Annotated in this window: 13 protein-coding genes and 2 pseudogenes; 7 read left to right on the forward strand and 8 right to left on the reverse strand. The window is 67.6% G+C overall.

Annotated elements, in window-relative coordinates:
- Positions 1-36 precede the first annotated feature (36 nt).
- From recC to SLW56_RS19965, 4 genes are read left to right on the forward strand one after another with little or no spacing between them, the layout of a single operon-like run.
- Positions 37-3,444 carry an exodeoxyribonuclease V subunit gamma gene (gene recC / locus SLW56_RS19950; protein ID WP_320695363.1) on the forward strand — a complete coding sequence of 1,136 codons (3,408 nt, stop codon included), beginning with the start codon at positions 37-39 and terminating at the stop codon, positions 3,442-3,444.
- The gene (recB, locus tag SLW56_RS19955) at positions 3,441-7,322 is read left to right on the forward strand and encodes an exodeoxyribonuclease V subunit beta (protein ID WP_320695364.1); all 3,882 of its coding nucleotides are present in this window, start codon (positions 3,441-3,443) and stop codon (positions 7,320-7,322) included. Before recC ends, recB begins: the two co-directional genes overlap by 4 nt.
- Positions 7,319-9,310: an exodeoxyribonuclease V subunit alpha gene (gene recD, locus SLW56_RS19960; RefSeq protein WP_320695365.1), complete on the forward strand. Its 1,992-nt coding sequence runs from the start codon at positions 7,319-7,321 to the stop codon at positions 9,308-9,310. The genes recB and recD overlap by 4 nt, the downstream gene beginning before the upstream one ends.
- 21 nt (positions 9,311-9,331) lie before the next feature.
- Positions 9,332-10,390, forward strand: a complete 1,059-nt coding sequence (locus SLW56_RS19965) for a virulence RhuM family protein (protein WP_320695366.1) — start codon at positions 9,332-9,334, stop codon at positions 10,388-10,390.
- 101 nt (positions 10,391-10,491) lie between these two features.
- Here the strand turns inward: SLW56_RS19965 and SLW56_RS19970 are convergent, their stop codons facing one another.
- Positions 10,492-10,824, reverse strand: coding sequence for a hypothetical protein (locus SLW56_RS19970; RefSeq protein ID WP_010341478.1), 333 nt, complete (start codon positions 10,822-10,824; stop codon positions 10,492-10,494).
- A 254-nt stretch (positions 10,825-11,078) separates the two neighbouring features.
- Between SLW56_RS19970 and SLW56_RS19975 the strand changes: the two are divergent.
- Positions 11,079-11,360, forward strand: a pseudogene (locus SLW56_RS19975) (HigA family addiction module antitoxin); the annotation flags it as partial.
- A 27-nt stretch (positions 11,361-11,387) separates the two neighbouring features.
- Positions 11,388-11,639, forward strand: coding sequence for a type II toxin-antitoxin system Phd/YefM family antitoxin (locus tag SLW56_RS19980; protein ID WP_267124166.1), 252 nt, complete (start codon positions 11,388-11,390; stop codon positions 11,637-11,639).
- Positions 11,640-11,757: 118 nt separating this feature from the next.
- Here the strand turns inward: SLW56_RS19980 and SLW56_RS19985 are convergent, their stop codons facing one another.
- The 3 genes and pseudogenes from SLW56_RS19985 to SLW56_RS19995 all read right to left on the reverse strand — a co-directional run.
- Complete coding sequence (locus SLW56_RS19985) at positions 11,758-13,443, reverse strand: ATP-binding protein (RefSeq protein WP_267124163.1); 1,686 nt, start codon at positions 13,441-13,443, stop codon at positions 11,758-11,760.
- Between the two features lie 15 nt (positions 13,444-13,458).
- Positions 13,459-14,682, reverse strand: coding sequence for a DUF4297 family anti-phage-associated protein (locus SLW56_RS19990; RefSeq protein ID WP_320695367.1), 1,224 nt, complete (start codon positions 14,680-14,682; stop codon positions 13,459-13,461).
- A gap of 59 nt (positions 14,683-14,741) precedes the next feature.
- A pseudogene (locus SLW56_RS19995) lies at positions 14,742-15,215 on the reverse strand (restriction endonuclease); the annotation flags it as partial.
- 272 nt (positions 15,216-15,487) lie between these two features.
- On the opposite strand from SLW56_RS19995, the gene SLW56_RS20000 reads away from it, so the two are divergent.
- Positions 15,488-16,189, forward strand: coding sequence for a DUF2306 domain-containing protein (locus SLW56_RS20000; RefSeq protein WP_320695368.1), 702 nt, complete (start codon positions 15,488-15,490; stop codon positions 16,187-16,189).
- A gap of 300 nt (positions 16,190-16,489) precedes the next feature.
- Here SLW56_RS20000 and SLW56_RS20005 read toward each other — a convergent pair whose 3' ends face one another.
- From SLW56_RS20005 to SLW56_RS20020, 4 genes are all read right to left on the reverse strand, one after another.
- Positions 16,490-17,752, reverse strand: a complete 1,263-nt coding sequence (locus tag SLW56_RS20005; protein ID WP_320695369.1) for a lipase family protein — start codon at positions 17,750-17,752, stop codon at positions 16,490-16,492.
- 598 nt (positions 17,753-18,350) lie between these two features.
- Positions 18,351-18,806, reverse strand: coding sequence for a hypothetical protein (locus tag SLW56_RS20010; protein WP_320695370.1), 456 nt, complete (start codon positions 18,804-18,806; stop codon positions 18,351-18,353).
- A gap of 713 nt (positions 18,807-19,519) precedes the next feature.
- Positions 19,520-20,425 carry a type II toxin-antitoxin system RelE/ParE family toxin gene (locus tag SLW56_RS20015; RefSeq protein WP_320695371.1) on the reverse strand — a complete coding sequence of 302 codons (906 nt, stop codon included), beginning with the start codon at positions 20,423-20,425 and terminating at the stop codon, positions 19,520-19,522.
- A 223-nt stretch (positions 20,426-20,648) separates the two neighbouring features.
- Positions 20,649-22,757, reverse strand: coding sequence for a methyl-accepting chemotaxis protein (locus SLW56_RS20020; protein WP_320695372.1), 2,109 nt, complete (start codon positions 22,755-22,757; stop codon positions 20,649-20,651).
- Positions 22,758-22,839: the final 82 nt, after the last annotated feature.

The raw sequence follows: 22,839 nt of genomic DNA on the forward strand, positions 1-22,839 counted from the left end.
GCGCCGCCTGCCCGCATCCGGCACAATGCCCGGCACATGCCTGCCCCGTCCGCGCCCGATTTCCGGCTGTATCCGTCCAACGCGCTGGATACCCTGGCCGCCCTGCTTGCCGAAGAACTGCGCCGGCCGTCGCCGGGGCAGCCCTTGCTGGCGCCGGAGGTGGTGCTGATCCCGCAGGTGGCGATGCGGCGCTGGCTGCAATCGACCCTGGCCGCGGTGCACGGGGTGGCGGCGAACCTGGAATTCCTGACTCCCGGCGAATTCGTCGCGCGCGCGCTGGAGCGCAATCTCGGTGCCGCGGCCGACGACCTGGACATGGCGACCATGCACTGGCGCCTGTACGCGGCACTGCAGGGCGACCTGGGCAGCGATGCGGCGCTGGCGCCGCTGGCCGGCTATCTGGCCGATGGCGATGCGCTCAAGCCGTGGAGCCTGGCCGGCGAGCTGAGCAACGTGTTCGAGAAGTACCAGGCCTGGCGTCGCGACTGGCTGCTGCGCTGGGAAGGCGGCGCCGACCCGGACGATCCGCAGGCGCGGCTGTGGCGGCGCATCGCCACGGGCCGCGCCTACCGCGCACGCCGCATCGGCCAGTACCTGGACCGCTACGCGCGCCCGGACGGGCCGTTACCGCAGGGCCTGCCGCGGCGCTTGTTCGCCTTCGCCGTGCTCAACATCTCTCCGGATGTGCTGCGCGTGCTGGCCACGCAGGCGCGCGCCGGCACGCTGCACTTTTACCTGCCGACGCCGGCGCAGGGCTACTGGGGCGATCTGCAGACGCTGTGGCAGCGCCGCCGCGAGGGCGGGGCGGTGGACCTGTTCGCCGACCACGTGCAGGAGAACCCATTGCTGCAGGCCTGGGGCGCGGCCGGGCGCGATTTCATGGCGCTGATCGGCGACTACGAGGTGGTGCATCCGCTGGCCGAGATCGCGGTCTATGCCGATCCGCTGGAGTCGGGCCGGCGCGCGCTGGCCGAGGGCGGCCTCGGCGACAGCCTGCTGCGGCGCATGCAGAGCGATCTGTTCCATCGCCGCGCGCCGGCGCGGCCGGCGCCGCTGGCCGCGGTGGACCCGCACGATCCCAGCCTGCAGGTGCATGCCTGCCACACCCGCCTGCGCGAACTGCAGGTACTGCACGACCAACTGCGGGCGCTGCTGGACGACCCGCGCTTCGAGCCGCCGCTGCAGCCGCGCGAGATCGCGGTGCTGTCGCCGGACATCGATCCCTACGTGCCGTATCTGGACGCGGTGTTCGGCGGCCACGCCGGCGACGACGCCTTGCCCTATGCGCTGGCCGACGCCAGCCCGCTGGCCAGCGAGCCGCTGGCCGAGGTGTTCCTCGCGCTGCTCGGCCTGCCGATCGCACGCTTCGGCCTGCACGAGATCCTGGACCTGCTCGCCAGCGCGCCGATCGCCGAGGCCGCCGGGCTGGACGAGGCCGGGCTGGAACGTCTGCGCGCCTGGCTGCACGCCGCCGGCGCGCGCTGGGGCCTGGACGCAGCGCACCGGCAGCGCCACCAGGCGCCGGCCGACGACGCCTACACCTGGCGCTTCGCCCTGGACCGGCTGCTGCTCGGCCACGCCAGCGGCGCCGAGGACGACATCGACGGCGTGGCGCCGTGGCCGCAGCTGGAAGGCAGCGCGCTGGCCGCGCTGGACACGCTGCTGCGCCTGCTGCGCGTGCTCGATCGCCACCAGGCCGCGCTGGCCGAGCCGATGCCGCCGGTGCAGTGGCGCGAAGTGCTGCTGGGCCTGCTCGAGGCGCTGCTGCCGCAGAGTCCGTCGGCACCGCGCCAGCAGCGCGCGCTGGAGCGCTTGCGCGCGCTGATCGACCAGTTCGCCCGCGACGCCGCCCGCGCCGACTACGCCGACGCGGTGCCGGCCGAAGTGGTCCGCGCGCACTTCGCCGCGGTGCTGGGCGAATCGGACACGCGCGCGCCGCTGCTCACCGGCGGCATCAGCTTCGGCCGCATGGTGCCGATGCGGCTGCTGCCGTTCCGGGTCATCTGCCTGCTGGGCATGAATGATGGCGACTTCCCGCGCCGCGATCCGGCCGCCGGGCTCAACCGCCTCACCGCCGAACTGGGCACCACGCGCCGCCGCCACGGCGACCGTTCGACGCGCGAGGACGACCGCTTCCTGTTCCTGCAGCTGTTCGCCTCGGCGCAGGAGGTGTTCTACCTGAGCTACCTGGGCGCCGACGCGCGCGACGGCAGCGTGCGCGAACCCTCGCCGCTGGTCGGCGAACTGCTGGCCTGCGCAGCCCAGTACCATGCCGACCCGGCCGCCGCCGCCGCGCTGGTGGTGCGGCATCCGCTGCAGCCGTTCGCCGCCGCCGCGTTCGGCGCCACCGGTGCGGAGGACGCCGATCCGCGCCGGTTCAGCTACCGCCGGCAATGGCGGCCGGCGGTGGACAGCCTGGTCGGCCAGCGCCAGCCGCTGGCGCCGTGGATCGACGCGCTGCCGGCCGCGGCCGACGACGCGCTGCCGGCGCAACTGTCCATCGACGACCTGCGCCGGCTGCTGGTCGATCCGGCCGGGCAGTTCCTGCGCCAGCGCCTGGGCCTGCGCCTGCCCGATCCGGCACAGGCCGACAGCGATCTGGAACCATTGCTGGCGCCCAGCCGCGGGCTCGATCAGTACGGCCTGCAGCAGCAGGTGTTCGAGGCGGTGCTGCGCGAGGACACCGAGGCCCTGTACGAACGCCTGCGCGCCCGCGCGTTGCTGCCGTCCGGGCCGCTGGGCCGGCGCCAGCTCGACGAGCGCGTGCGCCAGTTGCGCCCGTACGCCGAGGCGTTCCGGCAGTGGCGCGGTGGCGACGACGCGCCGCTGGCGCCGCGGCTGCAGGTGGACCTCGACGGCACCGCGCTGCATGGCCGCCTGCCGGGTTGGTACGCGCCCGGCGTGGCACGCGTGCAGGTGGGCGCCTTGAGCGGGCGCAGCGCGATCCGCCACGGCCTGGAATGGCTGCTGCTGCGCGCCGCCGGCGAACGCGCGCCCTACGTGCGTTTCTTCGACCACGACGACAGCCTCGGCCCGCATCCGATGGATCGCGAGCCGCTGCCCGCCGCGCAGGCGCAGCAGGCGCTGGGCGAACTGCTGCAGCTGTACCGGCATGGCCGGCAGGCGCCGCTGGCGTTCGCGCCGTACAGCAGCTGGAAGTACTACCAGGCCGCGCGCGCCGGCGATCTCGACAAGGCGATCAAGGACGCTGCCGCGCAATGGCAGGCCAGCTTCGGCTGGAGCGAGGCGGACAGCCCGGAACTGCGCCTGGTCGGCCGCGGCCGCGACCCGTTCGCCGATGCGCAGCGCTTCGCCGACTTCGCCGCCACCAGCCAGCGCGTGTTCGGCCTGCTCGAACTGGGCGACGCCGGCCCCGCACTCGATCCCGACCGACTGAGCGAGAGCTGGCAGCGCTGGCGCGGCACCCAGGAAGACGCCGAATGAACGCCGCACCCGACCGCGACCCCTACCTGCAGCTGCCGCTGCACGGCGTGCGCCTGATCGAGGCCAGCGCCGGCACCGGCAAGACCTTCACCCTGGCCACCTTGTTCACCCGCCTGGTGGTCGAACGCGGCCTGCGTCTGGGCCAGATCCTCGCCGTCACGTTCACCGAGGCCGCCACCCAGGAACTGCGCCGGCGCATCCGCGAGCGCCTGGCGCTGGCGGCCAGCCTGGTGCCGGATGCTGCCCCGGACCTCGTAGGAGCGGCTCTTGTCCCCTTTTCGGGATTAGCCGCGACCGACCTCGCGACCGACCCATCGCAGCCAACCCCGCACCAAGACCCACCCGACGTCGCCCTCACCCGCGCCATCCTCGCCGCGCACCTGGCCGCCAGCACCGAAACCCCAGCGGCCCTGCGCCGCCGCCTGCAGCAGGCCGCCGAGGACATCGACCTCGCCGCCATCTTCACCATCCACGGCTTCTGCGCGCGCGTGCTGCGCGAGCACGCGCTGGAAAGCGGCCAGGCCTTCGCCGCGCCGCAACTGCTCACCGACGACCGCGAACTGCTGCGCGATGTCGCCGCCGACCTGTGGCGGCAACGCGCCGCCGATCCGGCGATGGCCGAGGACCTGGTGGCGCTGTGGCCGGGCGGACCGGACGGCATGGCCACCGATCTGCGTGAACTGGTGCGGCATCCGACGCTGTTGCCGGCCGCGCCGGTCTTTTCCGCCGAGGACGGCGCCGTGTTGCAGCAGGCCGCGCAGCGCGCCGGCGTGGCGCTGGCCGAGGCGTTCCGCACGCACGGCACCGCCTGTTTCGAAGCGATCGCCGCGGCGATGGATGCCGGCGTGCTGAGCAAGGTCAGCTACAAGTCCGACTGGCTGACCGCGCTGTGGCACTGGCTGGACGCCTTCGCCGCGGCACCGACCGCGGACGCGCCACCGCATCCGAAGCTGATCAAGCTCACCGCCGCCGAACTGATCGCCGGCACCAACAAGAAGCACGCCGAGCGCACCCCGGCCTCGCCGCTGGGCCACGCCATTGACGGCTACCTCGCCGCGTTGGCGCAACTGGCGCAGTGGCGCACGCAACGCCGCATCTGCCTGCTGCACGCGTTGCGCGCCGACGCGGCGGAGCGGCTGGCCCATCTCAAGCGCCAGCGCCGCGTGCAGACCTACGACGACCTGGTCGAGGGCGTGGCGCGCGCGCTGGAAGGCCCGCACGGCGCCGCTCTGGCGCAGCGGCTGCGCGCGCAGTACGCGGTGGCCCTGGTCGACGAATTCCAGGACACCGACGACCGTCAGTGGACGATCTTCCGCAAGGTGTTCGCCCCGGACACGGCCAATCCCGCTGCGGCGCAGGACGACGCGGCGATCGCGCCCTCGCTGCCCGCGCCGGACGACACGCTGCCGCCGCTGCTCGCCCTGATCGGCGATCCCAAGCAGGCCATCTACGGCTTCCGCGGCGGCGACGTGCGCACCTACCTGGCCGCCGCCGCGGACGCCGAACGCGCGCCGCCGCTGGCGCACAACTTCCGCTCGCGCCCGGCGCTGCTGGCGGCGATCGACGCGCTGTACGCGCAGGCCGGCTACGCCGAGGCCTTCCTCACCGACGGCATCGCCTTCCACCCGGTGCAGCCGGGCAGCAAGCGCGGCGATGCCGACCTGCAACGCGGCGGCGTGCCGGCCCCGGCGCTGACCGTGTGGCGCGCACCGGAACCGCCGCCGCCACCGGCCACCGCCAAGGCGCCGGGCAAGCCCAAGCCGTGGAGCGCCGGTCGCGCCCGCGAGTTGTGCACCGCCGCCTGCGTGGCGGCGATCCGCGGCTGGCTGGCCGATGCGCGCGACGGCCGCGCGAGCTTGCTCGGCCGCCCTGTGCAGGCCGGCGACATCGCCGTGCTGGTGCGCAGCCATGGCGAGGCCACGCGCATCCAGCAGGCGCTTGCCGCCGCCGGCATTCCCGCGGTCGCCGCCGGTCGCCGCAGCCTGTTCGCCACCGACGAGGCGCTGGAGCTGTTGGCCCTGCTGCAGGCGCTGCTCGATCCCGGCGACGACGGCCGTTTGCGCGCGGCACTGGCCACCGTGCTGATCGGCGAGGACGCCGCGGCCATCGCCGCACTCGACCACGACGGCGAGCGCCACCGCCGCTGGCAGCAACAGGCGCTGGACTGGCGCGAGCGCTGGCAGCGCGGCGGACCGCTAGCCCTGATCGGCGACCTCGGCGCCGCACACGGGCAGCGCCTGCTGGCATTGGTCGATGGCGAGCGCCGCCTCACCAACTACCTGCAACTGGCCGAACTGCTGCAGGAAGCCGACACCCGCGCGCTCGGCCCGCATGGCCTGGTCGACTGGCTGGCGCGGCGCATCGCCAATGCCGACGACAGCGACGAAGCGCAGCAACTGCGGCTGGAGTCGGACGCACGCCGCGTGCAGATCGTCACCCTGCACAAGAGCAAGGGCCTGGAGTATCCGCTGGTGTTCCTGCCGTACGCCGGCATCGGCCGCAGCGAGCGCAGCCCCGGGCGCCACTGCGTGGTGCCGGCGCCGCAGGGTGGGCGCCAGTTGCAGTGGAACACCAGCCGCAGCGGCGGCGAGTCCGACCCGGCCTGGGACACCGCTGAGGCCGCGTGGAAACAAGAGCAGCGCGCCGAGGACGCGCGCCTGCTCTACGTCGGCCTGACCCGCGCCGAACACGCACTGTGGACCGCCACCGGCGCCTTCCCGCAGCACGAGCGCACCGCGTTGGCACCGATGCTGCGCGATCTCGATGCCTTGCAGGCCGCCGCTGCTCCCGGCGCCATCGCCATCGACAGCACCCCGCCGCCGGCGCAGTTGCCGCGCCTGCCGCCCGAGCCGGCGCCGCCGGTGCCGCCGGCGCGCGTGCCGCAGCGGCGCGTGCTGCCGGAGTGGTGGGTGTACAGCTTCACCCAGCTCGCCAATGCCGATGCCGGCAGCGACCCGATGGCCAGCGCCACCGTGCCCAGCAGCGGCGGCAGCGACGAACCCGCCGCCAGCGAGCCGGTCAGCGCCGCGGTGGAAGTGGACATGGTCGACCGTCGCTTCGTCGGCAACCGCTTCGGCGTGGCCATGCACGACGTGTTCGAGCGCTGCGACTTCGCCGCCTGGCGCGACTGGCACCCGGGCCAGCCGGCGCCAGCGGGGCAGGCCACCGCCATCGTCGAAGCGCTGCAACGCGGCGGCTATGCCGAGGACGAACTGGAAGACGGCACCGCCATGCTCACCGCCCTGGTCGGCAACACCCTCACCGTGGCGTTACCCGAAGGTACCTGCCTGGCTGCGGTGCCGGAAGAGCAGCGGCGCAACGAAATGGAATTCCACTTCGCCATGCGCCCGACGCGCGTGGACGCATTGCTGGCGCTGCTGCACCGCTTCGGCGTGGCCGGCGAGCGCCAGGCGTTCGGCGCGCGGCAGCGCCTGGAGGGACTGATGACCGGCCTGATCGACCTCACCTACCAGCACGACGGCCGCTGGTACGTGCTCGACTACAAGTCCAACCGCCTGCCGGGCTACGACCCCGACGCCCTGGCGCGGGCGATGGCGCACAGCGAATACACCTTGCAGGCGCTGATCTACACCGTGGCCCTGCACCGCTGGCTGCGCTTCCGCCTGGGCGGTGCCTACGACTACGCCCGCGACTTCGGCGGCGTGCGCTACCTGTTCTGTCGCGGCCTGGACGCCGCCCGCGACCCATCGCCGGGCGTGCACGCCTGGCGCTTCGACCCGGACCTGATCGAAGGCGTCGACGCCCTCTTCGCCGGCGCCCCGCTTGAGCCCCTCTCCCCCCGGCGACCGCAGGAAGTCCCCGTGGGAGAGAGGGGTTGGGGTGAGGGTACGTCCGCCCACGGAGCCCCCACCCCGTGAGCCAATCCAACCTCCTCGCCACCCTCTACCGCACCGGCACCTTGCGCACGCTGGACCACGCCTTCGCGCACAGCCTGAGCCGCCTCGACCCGAACACCCCCGACCTGGTCCTGGCCGGCGCCGCCCTGGCCTCGCTGGCAGTGGCCAGCGGCCACGCCGGCCTCGACCCGGCACGCGCCAGCCTCCTGCTCGACAGCCGCGACGGCGCCGCCCCCACGCTGCCCACCGCAGACGACTGGACCCGCGCCCTGGCCGCCTCGCGCTGGGTCGCACAACCCGCCGCCGAAGACCCGGCCAGCCCCGACTGCCCACTCGTACTCGAACACGGCCTGCTCTACCTGCGCCGCTACCGCGAATACGAACGACGCCTGGCCCTGGGCCTGCGTCGCCTCGCCGCACAGCCGCTGCCGCATAGCGACCTAGCCGCCCTCGCACCCCTGTTCGCCCAGCTCTTCCCTCTCCCCCCGGGAGAGGGTGCCCGCAGGGCGGGTGAGGGTACGACTGCCAACGATCCATCCGACCGCCAAGCCCAAGCCGCCGCCCTCGCCCTGCGCCGCGCCCTGCTGCTGGTCACCGGCGGCCCCGGCACCGGCAAGACCACCACCATCGCCCGCCTGCTGCTGCTGCGCCTCGCCCAGGCACGCGCCGCCGGCCTGCCGCCGCCGCGCATCGCCCTGGCCGCGCCCACCGGCCGCGCCGCCGAACGCATGGCCGAGAGCCTGCGCGCCGCGGTGGCGCGCGCACTCGCCGACGGCGTCGACCCGACCCTGGCCGAGGCCCTGCCGGCCGGCGCCAGCACCCTGCATCGCCTGCTCGGCGTCATTCCCGACCTGCCGCGCTTCCGCCACGACGCCGACAACCCGTTGCCGTTCGACCTGATCGTGATCGACGAAGCCTCCATGGTCGACCTGCCGCTGATGTGCAAGCTGGTCGACGCCGTGGCCGACGGCGCGCAACTGATCCTGCTCGGCGACGCCGACCAGTTGCCCTCGGTCGAGGCCGGCGACGTGCTCGCCGCGATCCTGCAGGCCGCCGGCCACGGCGACGCGCTACAGCCCGACGACGCGCAGGCGCTGCAACCGCTGCTCGGCCACAGCGCGGTCGCGCACGACCAGGGCGGCCTGGCCGGGCACCGCGTGCACCTGCTGCGCGGCTACCGCCAGGCCCAGGACTTCGCTCTGGCGCCGCTGGCCGACGCCGTGCGCAGCGGCGACGCCGACGGCGCCCTGCGCCTGCTGCGCGACGGCCAACTCGCCGGCGTGCACTTCCACGACGGCGTCGACGACGCGCTCGCCGCCGGCGGCGACGCCCTGCTCGCGCACTGGCGTGCCCTCGGCGACACCGACGATCCGGCGCAAGCCCTGCGCGCCGCCGCGCGCCTGCGCCTGCTCACCGCCGTGCGCGCCGGTCCGCAGGGCGCGCGCGGACTCAACGCGCGCATCGAACAACTGCTGGCCGAGACCGCCAGCGGCGCGCGCCGCCTCGGCGCCGCCGCGCCCTGGTTCCACGGCCGCCTGCTGCTCATCACCGAGAACAGCTACCGCCACGGCCTGTTCAACGGCGACGTCGGCATCTGCCTGAAGGACGCACAGGGCACCCTGGTCGCCTGGTTCGACGGCGCCGGCGACGGCCAAGTCCGCGGCTTCCACCCGGCCGCACTGCCCGCGCACGAAAGCGCCTTCGCCATGACCGTGCACAAGGCCCAGGGCAGCGAATTCGAGGAAGTCTGGCTGCAGTTGCCGGCCCGCGACGCCCGCGTGCTCAGCCGCGAACTGGTCTACACCGGCATCACCCGCGCCCGCCGCGCGCTGCACATCGCCGCCAGCGAACCGGTGCTGCGCGCCGCGCTCGCCCGGCACGCGGCGCGGATCTCGGGGTTGGCGTGGCGGTTGGGTGGGGAGCAGCAGCCACAGTCGCAGCCGATGCGGCCTGCAGCCGATATCCTTCCCGAACTACCCAGCACGCCGATCCAGGGCGCGCTGTTTTGACGAGCCGCGTCAGGAGCTGGCATGCGTAACGACGACAAGGACGCCCCCACCTCGGAATTGATCCTGTATCGCAGCGAGGATGCGCAGACGCGCATCCAGGTGCGGCTGGAAGGCGAGTCGGTGTGGTTGACGCAGGCGCAGATCGCGGAGCTGTATCAGGTCTCGGTCAAGACCATCAGCGAGCATTTGCAGAACATCTATGCAGAGGGGGAAGTCGAAGCTGAACGAACTGTCCGGAAACTCCGGATAGTTCAAGCCGAAGGTAGCCGCCAAGTGCGCCGCACCCTCGACCACTACAACCTCGACGCCATCCTCGCCGTCGGCTACCGGGTCCGCTCCGCGCGCGGCACCCAGTTCCGCCAGTGGGCGACGGCGCGGCTGTCCGAGTACCTGATCAAGGGCTTTGCGCTGGACGACGAACGGCTCAAGCGCGGGCCTGACGATGGCTATTTCGAAGAACTGCTGGGCCGCATCCGCGACATTCGCTCGTCGGAGAAGCTGTTCTGGCGCAAGGTGCTGGACATCTACGCCACCAGCGTGGATTACGACCCGTCGGCCGAGGCCAGCCAGCGTTTCTTCGCCACTGTGCAGAACAAGATGCACTGGGCGGCCCATGGCCACACCGCCGCCGAACTGCTCATGGAGCGCGCCGACGCCAGCAAGCCGCACAGCGGCATGACCAACTGGGTGGGCGCCGCGCCGCGCGCGTCCGATGCGGTCGTCGCCAAGAGCTACTTGAACGCGGAGGAGCTGGGGGCACTGAACCGCATCGTCACCGCCTACCTGGAGTTCGCCGAGTTGCAGGCCATGAACCGCAGGCCGATGACCATGGCCGCATGGATCGCCAAGCTGGACGACTTCCTGCGCCTGAGCGACCGCGACGTGCTGACGCATGCCGGCCGCATCGGCCGCGAGCAGGCGCTGGAATTTTCCAAGGCCGAGTTCGCCCGCTACAGACAGCGCACGTTGGAAGAACCGTCGCCGGTAGAGCGCGATTTCGAAGAGGCAACGCGCAAGCTGAAAGCGCTCGAGAGCGATAAGCGCCGATCCACGCGGACCAAGGGTCCCACTGGCGAGTAAGCGAAGCGGCGTCCCGGGAACCGGCGAACTGCCGGGCCCGCAGCAACCTTCCGATGCGCGCAGGCCAGGCGAGCCCGGGGTCCGGGCTCGACGTCGCGCGACTACTTGGCCGGAACCCGCTGGTACTCGTCGCTGCCGGTGTTGAGGTGCCCATCGGCCTCGTCGATGGCGAAGTTCACCGTCTCGCCGTCGTTGGTCACCTGCAGCACGCCGTCCTTGTAGATGGCCGGGTAGCTCTCGGTCTTGGGCTTGCGGGTGAAGAAGCGCGGGGTGGTGTTGCGCACCATGAACGACTCCCCGTTGCGCTCGATGTCGATCGTGTCGTCCTTCGACTCCACGTTGACCCAGTGGCCGACGAACTTCTCGCCCTCCACCCGGGCGCAGCCGGTCACCAGCATCGCCGCGGCCAGCGCCGCCCCCATCCACTTCGTCATGTCCCCGCCTCCGGTGTTGGAATCGGGGCGAGGATGCGATGGGTTGGATGTATGGGAGGTCAAGAATGGGGAGGAATTCCCCATCGTGCGCAGGCTCGCCCCAATCCGCCGCCGCGTCGCGTTATTGGCGTGCTTCCAACACTTGAGCAGAGGGGCCTTGCGCAACGCCGTAACGGATTGCGTCGTATGACGGGCGCCGTTATGGTCTCTGGATGAGGTCGCCATCGCCGACCCACCAATTCAGGCATCCCGTCATGGCCTCCTTGCCCAACATCCATCCTGGCGACGTGCTGCGCGACGAGTTCCTCGTCCCGCTGGGCATTAGTCAGAACGCACTTGCCCGCGTCACCGGCGTGCCGCCGCGCCGGATCAACGAGATCGTGCTGGGCAAGCGAGGCATCACCGCAGACACCGCCGTGCGCCTGGCTGCGGCGTTGGGCACGACCGAACGCTTTTGGCTGAGTCTGCAGGCGGACTACGAACTGGAAGAGGCGCATCGCTTGCTTGGTGACTTTCCGGAGCGGATCAAGCGGCTGGTACCAACGGGTTCTTCCGTCACCAACGTGCAGCCTTCAACCCTGGCATGCGCCAATCTTTCCGAACTAGCCGACCAGGCAAACGCCGGAGCCGAGAACATCATCACCAACAAGGGCGAGAGCGACGCCGAGCTGATCGATGCCGACCGGCTGGACGACTACCACCGGCTCAAGCGCGAGCGCATCCACCTGCTTTTGCTGGATGACGCGAAGCGCGGCTTGGCCGACATCGACGCCGGCCGCACGGTCGACGCCGATGCGGCCATCGGCCAACTGTAGCAGCGGCGCGCGGTCGGCAAGGCGCTTGACTCTGCACACCCTGGCAAGCCCGCGCCGAAGAAGCGGGGCTGACCGGATCTAAGCTTCTAGTCGCAACGGCAAAAAGGAATGCCTACTGCTACTTATACCACTCTGCTTTTATTGCGGCAAAGTCCATGTCTTTCCACTCCTCCTTCCAAAGCTGCCAGTACGGAATATCGTTGGAAGAGGGGGCTTCAGTGCAAGGGTCGATCTGAACTATCGACGGAAGAATAATTGACTCTCCAACCAGTAGAGCTTCGCCCTGGCGGAAGGATGTCATCTTGTCGATGAGTGAACCGAGAGAGTCTGGAAGCAATTTCTCCACATAGCCTTGGTCCGCTGGATTGGTAAGGCGCATAGCGATGAAGTTGCTGCATTGAGAGAAGATGGTCTCGGATATCTCGGAGGGACGTTGGCTTGCGAGCAATAGAGTAACCCCATACTTCCGGCCCTCCTTAGCGATCCGCTCGATGGATATTTTGGATGAACGATACTTGGATAGCTCGCTATTTGGCACATATTTGTGTGCTTCCTCATAGACCAAGAGGATAGGCGCATCGTTGTTGATCTTCTCGCTGGGGTTGTTAGCGCAGCGTAGACGCTTATATATGTAGCCATGTTCAAATACCAAGCGAGATATGAGCGAGACTGTAATGCTCAGGACCTCAAAAGGGACCCCGCTGAGATCAATAACTGTAACGTTAGACGCATTTGGTGACGGATATCCGAGAAGCTTCTGGAGAGTGTCCTCAAAAGTAACACTTTTGGATTTTTCCCCCAAGAAAAATTCAAGCCTACTATCATTAACTTTGTTCTCAAGGCGATTTACAAAGTTTGTCAGTTTTCCATAAAGACTGCCTTGAGTGTACTTTGGCTGCCCTGCCTTCTCTTTATTGCTAGCCGCGTAAACTTCTCCTGAATCGATCATCTCTCCATTCTTTGAGATTGCATATGCAAGAACTTCATTTATATCAAATAAAATTGGCGTGTCTAAATGAATCTTTTGCTTTTCCGATTCCGATCCGCCAAATTTTGCTCGGCGATCTTTGATGATCGCTTCTTTGAAGATATTTCTTTGATTGTGGTCATTAGCTTCGGTGTCGAGAAAAAATTCCTCAAGTTCTTCGCTGTTTAGCATCCAATATGGCAAAACAAGATTGGATATGTCTATATGGTTTGCGTGAGGGAATGCTGATTTGTACTCTGAATGTATGTCAAAAATTATTACATGTGAATTGTTGAGCGAGAAGTCCCCGGCTTTTTCTGATACGGCTTTCTGGATGATGGTGGCTAAAGTGTGTGACTTACCCGAGCCCGTCGAGCCGACTACAGCAATGTGCTTGTTAAAGAACTTGTTTCCGTTTACCGGGACGGGGACATTCTTGTTTGATGCTAGCGTTGCGAAACAAAACCTTTCTACGTTGGGCACTGAATCACTGTAGATCTTCTTGATATCAAAGATGGTTGCAGGCTGGACCTCCTTCGGTGGGATAGCAAGCGAATCGCCACCGCGCTCGAACTTTCCATCCCTCAGTATGCCAAGCGGGAATGCCTCGATGATGTAGTCTCGTTTGCCTTCCGCACTGACGGCGATTTGAAAATTCTCAATGATAGCGACGAGGATGGCGTTCTCGTTATCAGCGATCTTTAAGTAAGAGCCTACCTTCAGTGATTCTTCTGCTACCTTGAAGTCTTCCAGATTATCTACAACGATGCGAACCTTGTCGGGGAAAACCGCGATCACTTGAGCATTAATTTTTTCTTCACTATGTGATTGTTTCATTTTAATGTCCCATGGTTAAATTATAGAGCTCACATCCAGTAGTCTTTCCACCTGAATCTTGACGTGTCTAACAGATGGGTTGTCGTAGTCAAAATATAGGCCGCCAAGATGGAACTGATATATTTGTCGGGTCTTTGTAATGGCATTAACAGTTTGAGTGACATTGGGTAAGGTGTTTAGCATCTTGATCTTTATCCCGTTTCCAAATGTTGCCTTCTGCATAATTGCTTGATGGCTAAATTCCGCATCCCTAAACTCATGACCATCAATAGGTTTGAGTCCTTCCGCACTGAGTTCTTTCTTTAACGCGAGCAACTCGCTCTCTGAGATGCCGTGGACGTAGACGTAGGGACAGAATGAGTGGGGCTCCCGAGCAGATAATTTGGACCATTTCCTAGAGATTTCAAAAAGCAAATCTTTGAGTTCACTTCGAACGTAAGATTCAGCATTAGCTTCGATTAGGAAAAAGCGCTCATAGGGGGAAATATTAAACTCGGAGAAGTACTCATTGCGGAGTGCCGAAAAATGTGCCTTCCTACCGTTTTTTTTGACGAACCACTCGTTAAATAGGATCGTGGAAGTGTCAATTCTTTTCAGAAACGTCTTTTTCGTGATTGTCCGGTCGGCTGGCAGTGCCTTGGTTGATAGCTCGCGAATTACGGCCAGTGCACTGTTGTAGTAGAAGTACTCCGCTGCGAACCTCGTACCTCCGAAGATCGCATGGAGCGCATCAACTACTTCGCGGTACTGTGCTCCAAACTCCTTCGCCCTAATATCGATAACCAAGCGCTTCAGGAATTCCTGTAGATCGGCATCCGTCAGACCAAGCTCGCAATGATGGTGGCGAGTAATGCTGTCCTCGCCTTTCCCCTCTGAATAAGTAAGAAAATTCTTCTTTAGGAATTCTACGTCGATGTAGCAATCTAGTTTTTCCTGGCCAGAAGCGTAATGGCCTTTAATGGAGTAATGTACACTTGGCTTCGTGCCTGCTAACACTTCTTTGAAGTGGGAGGCCATATGCTTTATTGCATCTTTGATTACGGAGTGGTTGTACTCCGTCTTCGCGTAATACTTGCATTGAGTGGCCGTGACTTCGGTCGCGGTCCGTATGTCAATATCTTCGGTGCATTCAATTTCAATTGAATCGTCTTCTGAACTAAGTCTTAAAACGCTGAGGATTGACAAGTCGAATTGGTAAAAATAGCCGCGAATGGTGTCAACGGCGTTTCGATCAGTCATGACATACCTGGTTAATTCTATGGGCCTAAAGTAATAAAGGCGGGCATCGCTGGAATGGCGCTGACGCCTACCTGCTGTCGCTTACACTGCTTGCACTGCACTAGGCTGCGACCAAAGCTCTTGCGCAGGATCAGGTCGATGCCGCCGTCGGCGCCGCCGAGGCCGGTTTCTTCTACTGCGTGGCCCTGGCGGCGGAAGGCTTCGCCGACCAGGAGTTCGAACTGGCGCCAGCCGCCGGCGGCCAGGCTTTCGAGAGTAGTGCGGGTATCCAGCAGGCGACGGCGATGCCGCGCCTTGAGGAACGAGGCCAGCGCCGCCAGCCAGCAGAGCAGCAGCATGATCCACGCCATCGGAGCGAATGCGCCTTCCGCTTGCTGGGCGATGGCCTGTGACAACGCGCCGTTGTGGCGGGAGAACCACCAAGGGATGCCGTCGCGCAGGGCGAAGAAGCCGGCGATGCCGGCCATGATTCCCACTGGCCACGGCAACGCCGCCAGCGCGTCGAATCCGGTTTTCCCCTGTCTGCGTCCCATGCGACCCCCGTCCCCGGATCGACCATAGACCTGTGTGCGGCAGATGTCTGTACTGTTAACCGTGTCGTCTACAAAGCGAGACATACGTTGCATTTAAGGCTCGGTGGTGGCGTCGCGATCAGTAGCCGGATCGCCTGTGCCGATCGGCGAAGCGACGTGTGCGGCAGTGTTCTCGGACGCGCCTGTCCGCCGCCCGTCGCCGCCTTTCGTGGCGCCGAGACGTCCATGCTAGCGTCGCGCTGCCGACGGTCCGGCGCACTGTGGGGCAGGAAATGAGCAGCGAGTCGACGCGCCGCCAGCTGGCGTCACCACGCACCACGCCAATCGCGCGCCTAGCCTGGTGGCTGCTCTGGCTCGCCCTGGCCCTGTTCGCCGTGGAGTTCGTGCATTCCGTCTATCTGAAGTACGCCTCGCTGCAGTCGCCGGCCTATGCGATGTTCCTGACCCGCCGCGGGTGGCTCTGGTGCCATCTCGGTGGCGGGGCGGTCGGTCTGTTGCTGGGGGCGCTGCAGTTCGCGACGCAGCGGTGGCGGCGCTGGCCGCGGTTGCATCGTTGGGTGGGGCGGGCGTATTTCGCGGGGATGGTGGTGGCGATGGTCGGGGCGGTCGGGCTGATCGCGACCTCGCCGGCGCCGTTTGCGATCCGGGTGGCGTTCGCGGCGACGGCGCTGGCGTGGCTGGTGACCGGGTCGGTCGGACTGATGGCGATCCGGCGCGGGCAGGTGCTGCGGCACCAGCGCTGGATGGTGCGGGCCTATCTGACGACGCTGGCGCCGGTGGTGTTCCGGGTGTCGTTGCCGTCGGCGATCGGTCTGGGCATGACGCCGTCGCCGGGCTTGATCGCGCTGTTGCTGTGGGCCAGTTGGGTGGTGCCGCTGTCGGTGTATGGCGTGGGCCGCGCGCTCGCCGATGCGCGGGGCCGACGAAAGCAGGTGTCGATGTCGCCGCGTGGTGCCGATCTGGGCGCGGGATGATGTCAGGCGTTCGGGAATGTGTGGCGGCGTGCGAATGCCGCTGCGGCATCGCCACGCTGCTCTGCCGTCAGCCCGCTACCTGAGCCCGTTGTCGGCAACGTCCGCTTGCCCACGGTCGCGTCGCTGCGTACAACGCGCGGTCGTCCTCGTCGCCGATCGGCGACGGCCTCGCACAGCAGGCCGTGTCCGCACCGCACGGAAAAACGCTGCCACGCCTGCGCCCAGGCGTGGCAGCCAGCGGGACGGACGATCGCAGGCGCCGGGGGAGGGAGTGCGCCTGCGTTGTCGTCCGCCGCGACCTCAGCGAAGTGTGTCGAACAGTTGCTGGCGTACGGCCACGGCGCAGGCGTCTTCGGTCGCCAGGTGCTCCAGCGCGCTGTTGTCGCTGGGCTTGCCGGTGCCCAGGTCGAGTACGGTCGCCTGGTGGCTGCCGCGGGCCTTGAACGCGGCGATGGCGGTGGTGGCGTTCTTCAGCGGCACGGTGGCGTCGTTGTCCGAGCCGCACAGCAGGGTCGGGGTGCGCGGCGCCCAGTCGAGCAGGTCGTTGCGCTCCAGGTCGCGCAGGAACGGGTCGTTGGCGTTGCTGGCGAAGTCCTTGTAGAAGCCCGGCTGGAAGTACTGGCGGATCTTGTCCACGCCCGGCAGGGTGTCGCCGAGCACCAGGTCGGTCAGGCTCTGGTTGCCGGGGAACAGCTTCTCCACCTTCTTCGCCCACGGATCCTGGAACACCTGCGACGGGTCGAGGTAGAGGTTCTTGTAGGTGTGCTGCATGCCGACGATGGCGTAGCTGGCCAGCACGATGCCGAAGGTGTTCTCGCCCACGGCGTTGCGGCCGCTCCAGCTGTCGCGGAACGTCTGGCTGAGCGCATACGGGCCGGAGATCGGTGCGCTGGCGACCAGGTTGAATTCGTTGGACAGGTGCGCTTCGATCTCGCGCTGGGTGGCCATGGCGGCATGCCCGCCCTGCGAGAAGCCGGTCAGCATGACCTTGCCCGACAGCGGGGTGTTGAGGCGCTGCAGCACCTGGCGCGCGGCGCGCATCGCATCGATGGTGGCACTGGCCTCGGACGCGGCGTGCAGGTAGGGGTGGAACGCGTAGGTGGACTGGCCGATGCCGAGGTAGTCGCTGCTCACCACCACGTAGCCCTGGGTGGCGAGGTGGGTGACCATGGTGTCGTCGCCCTTGTCGTCGCGGATCTCCTTGGCCTGCTCGGCGCGGCGTTGCGACTCGGTGCCCTGGCTGTAGCTCACCAGCGGGAACGGACCGGGGCACTGGCTGCCGCCCGGCACCAGCAGCGCCGCCGACGCCGTGGTGGGTTCGCCATCGACGCCGATGGTGGCGTAGGTGAACTCGGCCACGCGTACGTCGCACTTGGCCTGGTCAGGGGATTGGTCGTTGGCCAGCAGCGTGGCGATCGCCTGACGGGTGTAGCTGGTCAGGACACTGCTCTTGAGCACGGTGCCACGCGCCGGTGCCGCCGTGGCGGCGATGGGCAACAACGCGCCCGCGATGCCGATGAGGGAAAGTGCGCGCAGCGCCAGCCGATTCCGCTGTGTGGCCATGGAAACATCCTCGTGTCGAATCCCGGTCGCCCGGGGGGTGGGGGAGGGCGCAAACGCTACTATGTCGTCCGCATTATTTTTGCGACACGCCGAGATAATATTTAGCTGCGGTATTGATTCGCATCGCGCCTGACGGAATTTCACGACACATCGCGTTGGATAATGCCGAGATCCGTCGATGCTGCGGCGTGCGCTGCGCCACAGTGGCGCCGAGGAAAGGATGAAAGATCCGCATGGTTTCGCGCGAATCCAGCCGAACTCCGCTGTTTCGGCTGGCTGCGTGCACGTCACAGGAATTTGTCTACGTTTCTGAAGCGGACTTTTCAGAAGTCAATAATCTTGATTTCAAGATAATCGGAGGTTGGCGATAGATAATCGCGCCAGATGATCCGGATATTGTCCGCCGCCACGAAACGCGTGGGCGGCGCAAGGACAGGAGCAGGACATCATCGACGTCGTGCGCGTCACGGCGTGTCTTGTCTGTCGCCGTGCGCGGTCGCGATGGAATTCGCACTGCGGCATAAAAAAGCCGGCGGACCTTGCGGGCCGCCGGCTGCGATCGACGTTGCTGGCCCGCGCGCGAGCCAGCGGAACGGGGTCAGCGCACCTGGTACAGCACGGTGGCGCCGGGCTTGGGTTCGAACGCGGGCACCGTTTGCTGCTTCAGCGCGGTGCCCTTGGCATCCCACACCAGGGTGTCGGACGGATACTCGTCCTTGCGGGTCATCGCATCGATCTGCTTGACGATCACGCTCGCGCCGGCGGGAACCTCGGGGTTCCAGGCGAACACGCCGAGCCTGCCGTAGAACACGGCCGGGGCGGTGGCGTCCAGGCGCCGGTCGGGGCACATCACCAGGCCGCGGTCGAGCATCACCCGCAGCGCGCCCACCGGCACGGCCTTCACCGCCGGCGATGTGCGCTCGGTGCTGTGGCCCGGGCAGACGTTGGCCGAGCGGGTCAGCATGTCCTCGACCACCTGCCGGTCGGGCTGGGCCAGCGCGGGCAGCGCGACGGCGGCGAGGGCGAGCGTTGCGAGGGGGAATTTCCAGGGCATGTCGAGACTCCTTCAATGGAGGAAAGACGCCGGGCCCGGCGGGACCTGCAAAGCGGGGGGCAGGCGGCCGCGGCGGCGCGGGCAGACTCTAGCAACGGGGCGGGCGGCGAATGCAAAGCGGGCGTGAGGGCGCTGGCTGGGCAGCCGCTTCGGGCGTCGGGCGCTGCGTCGCGTTCGCTCCGCGTTGCCGCAGGGTCGCGGATGGAACCGCTCCGACCGTAGCGGCGCCGCTCGCTGTGTTGTCCAGCGTGCCGCCAGCGCGGAAAGCGGGCAATCGCGTGGCAAGGGATTCAGTCCGATCGCAATGGAACCCCGCATGTGCCGATGGCTTCACTCGTCGCGGCTGAAGCCGCTCCCACAGGTGCGGCGCCCGCCTCGCTGGAGGATCACGGTGGGAGGGACTTCAGTCCCCACGCATTGCACCATCCGACAGAACACCACTCCACGCGTCGCGGCTGCATGACAGTTGACTCCCACAAGTGCGGCGACCGCCTCGCTGGAGGATCACGGTAGGAGAGACTTCAGTCCCGACCGCAAGGATGTCGGATCGGCCGACGGCTTCGCTCGTCGCGGCAGAAGCCGTTCCGCAGGGATGAAGCCTGCGTCTCCAACGAATGCTGACCACCGCGCTGAAGGCTGGCCGCTCCCTGTGGGAGGGACTTCAGTCCCGACTGCAGCGAGGGTGGACGCACCGATCGCCCGCTCACAGCAACTCAGCGATACGGCCCCGGCCCCCGCCAGACCAGCTCGCCCTGGTGATAGACCTGCAGCATGGTGATGACCTGGCGGGCGTCGCCGATGCTCTTCAGTTCCGGCGAGTCCGGCGGCAGGGCGCGGCACTTGCCGGAGCCGCGGGTCAGGGCGATCTCCAGCGGGCAGACCATGCGGTACTCGGTGCCGGGCAGCAGGATGAACATCTCTTTCATGCCCTGCTGCTGCCAGGTGCGCAGCTGGCTCTCGCTGCCCAAGTCGTAATAGACCAGGTAGCCGCCGACTTCCAGGCTGGGCTGGGCCGCGTCCATGTCGTGGCGGTTGCCGCGGCTGCCGGGGCCGGCGGCCATTCCGCTGTTGTCCGGCGCGGTGTCGGTGTCGAGCGCGCCGGGCGGGCGCCCGGTCCAGGTCTGCGGACGGCGCTCGGTCGGCGGCGGCGGATTGCTGTCGGCGGTCTGCGCCGGACTCGGCGCCGGGGCGTCCGCGGGCGGGGTGGGCGCCGGCGGTGCCGGACGCGGTTGCGGCGCCGGGGCGGGCGCGGGCGTGTCCGCCGCTTTCGGCGTGTCGACGCGATCGGGCGGCGGCACCGGGTCGTCGGACTGCGCGACCAGGGTGGATTGCACGGTGGTGGTGGCGCGCGTGCGCTTGGGCGCGGCGGACGCCGGCGGCGGGCTGGGCTTGGGCGGCAGCGGCTTCGCCGGCTTGTCGCTGTCGCCGAGGAAGTCCACGCGGATCCGGCTGCCGCCGGCCGCGCCCTGCGGCGTGGACATGGTGGGCTTGGCCGCGTACAGCAGGGCGAGCGCCATCAGCACGTGCAGCAGCGCGCTGAGCAGCCAGGCGATCCAGCGCTGCCAGCGTTCGCTGCGGGTCTCGGCGGCGACGGGCGCGCGGTGCGACGCGCGGCTCATGCCGTCGCGGCGGCGTCGGGGAGGCCAGCCTTCATGCGGTTCCGGGGAGGGGGCGAACGTGGGAGGCCGCCATCGTACCGCTTGCGCCGGCAACGGCCATGGCAGCCGATGCGATGGCCGGCACCGGCCGACACCTGGCGTTCACGCGCTGGGTTGCCGGCCGACCACCGTCGCCGGCCGGCGGGACGAACCGAAGCGGCACGGCCGCCGCCGTGCGCGTGGATCAGACGTAGGCGCCGACCTTGAACACTTCCACCGCCTGGGTGAGCTGCGCCGACTGCTCCTCCAGCGAGCGCGCCGCGGTGCTGGCTTCTTCCACCAGCGCCACGTTCTGCTGGGTGGTCTCGTCCATGCGCGCGATGGTCTGGTTGACCTGGGCGATGCCGTTGGCCTGCTCGTGCGAGGCGGCGGAGATCTGGCCCATCAGGTCGGTGACGTGCTGCACGCTGGCTACGACCTGGTCCATGGTGGCGCCGGCCTGGTGCACCAGCGTGGCGCCGTGGGCGACGCGCTGTACCGAGTCGTCGATCAGGGTCTTGATCTCTTTGGCGGCGCCGGCCGAACGATGTGCGAGCGTGCCGACCTCCGCGGCCACCACCGCGAACCCCTTGCCCTGTTCGCCGGCGCGTGCGGCTTCCACCGCGGCGTTGAGGGCGAGGATGTTGGTCTGGAAGGCGATGCCGTCGATCACCGCGATGATGTCGGCGATGCGCCTGGAGGCCGCCTGGATGCCATCCATGGTCGCCACCACCTGGCCCACCACGTCGCGGCCTTCGCTGGCCACGCCGGCCGCGCCCAGCGCCAGCTGGTTGGCGCGCTGGGCGTGCTCGGCGTTCTGCTTCACCGTGGAGGTCAGTTCCTCCATCGAGGCGGCGGTCTCTTCCAGGCTGGCCGCCTGCTGCTCGCTGCGCTTGGCCAGTTCCTGGTTGCCGCTGGCGATGTCCTCGGCGGCGAAGCTGATGCTGTTGGTGGTGCGCTGGATGTGCGCGACGATGTCGGTGAGGCGGTGCACGGTGCTGTTGGCGTCGTCGCGCATGGCGGCGAACACGCCGTGGAAGTTGCCGCTCATGCGCACGGTGAGGTCGCCGTCGGCGATGCAGCGCAGCAGCGCGGAGAACTTGGCCAGGTTGGCGTCGGCGGTGGCCATCATGGTATCGAGGTTCTCGACCATGGTGCGGAAGGCGTGCTCGAACTTCTCCGGCTGGCCGCGGTGGGCGAAGTTGCCGGCGCAGGCGGCTTCGGCCAGGGTCTGGATCTGCACGTTGATCGCGTGCAGGTTCTGCTTGACCTGCTGCATCGCCGCGGTGATCGCGGCCTTCTCGCCGGGGTAGTGGGCGATGTCCTGGCTGAGGTCGCCGATGGCGTAGCGGCCCATCACCTCGGTGATGCGCAGCTGGGTCTGCACGTGCGCATCCACCAGGGCATTGGTGTCGGCGACCATGCGCCCGTACTCGCCGGGGAAGCGCTGCGCATCCATGCGGTAGCTGATGGCGCCGGCATCGTGGCGCGCAGCCATCTCGCGCTGCGCGGAAATCACCTCGTGCAGGCGCCGCTGCATCTGCTGCATGGCGCGCAGCAACTGCCCGGCCTCGTCGTGGGTGGTGACGGTGTCCGGGCTGCTCAGGTCGCCGGCGCCGATGCGCTCGGCCAGGCCCAGCGCCTGCCGCAGCGGCCGCACCACGCGGCGGGTCAGCAGCAGGGCGATCAGCGTGCCCAGCAGCAGCGCCAGCACGGTGCAGCCGACCATCAGCAGGGCGAAGCCGCGCGCAGTGGCCATCGCTTCCTTGGCGGCCTGGCGGTTCTTGGCTTCCTGCAGGTCGATGAAGGCGTTGATGCTGGCCAGCCAGTCGACGAAGGCCGGGCGCGCTTGCTGCAGCAGCAGCGCCTGCGCCTGCACGGTGTCGCCGGCATCGCGCAGCTGCCGCACCTGCGCGATCAGCGGCATGGTGCGCGCTTCGATGCCCTGGATGCGCTGCAGGATGGTTTTCTCCTGGGCGTCGCTGGAGACGGCGAGCAAGGCATCGAGCGGCTGTGCGGCGCGCGCGTAGTCGCCGGCCAGCTTGTCGATGGTCTGCTCGGTCGCCTGGCGGCTGGCCGCATCGTCCAGCAGCACCACGTCGCGCAGGGCGATGGCGCGGTCGTGCACGCTGCCGCGGAAGTTGATCGCGTAGCGCTGCTTGACGCTGTTGACTTCGTTGATCGCGGTGAGTCGCTGGTCGATGCTGTGCACGCGCTGGATGCCGACCACGGTGAGCAGGACCATCAGCACGATGATCGTGAGGAAGCCGAGCGCGAGGCGCTGGCCGATGCGCAGATTGGAAAGGGCGTGCATGGGATCGGGGGAATGGGGGGAAGGAAGAGGGATCGACGGTAGGTGACGGCGGACGGGCGGGCAGGTTGCCTGCGCCCGCGTG

Source organism: Xanthomonas sp. LF07-6 (assembly GCF_034105445.1).
Taxonomy (GTDB): Bacteria; Pseudomonadota; Gammaproteobacteria; order Xanthomonadales; family Xanthomonadaceae; genus Xanthomonas_A; species Xanthomonas_A sontii.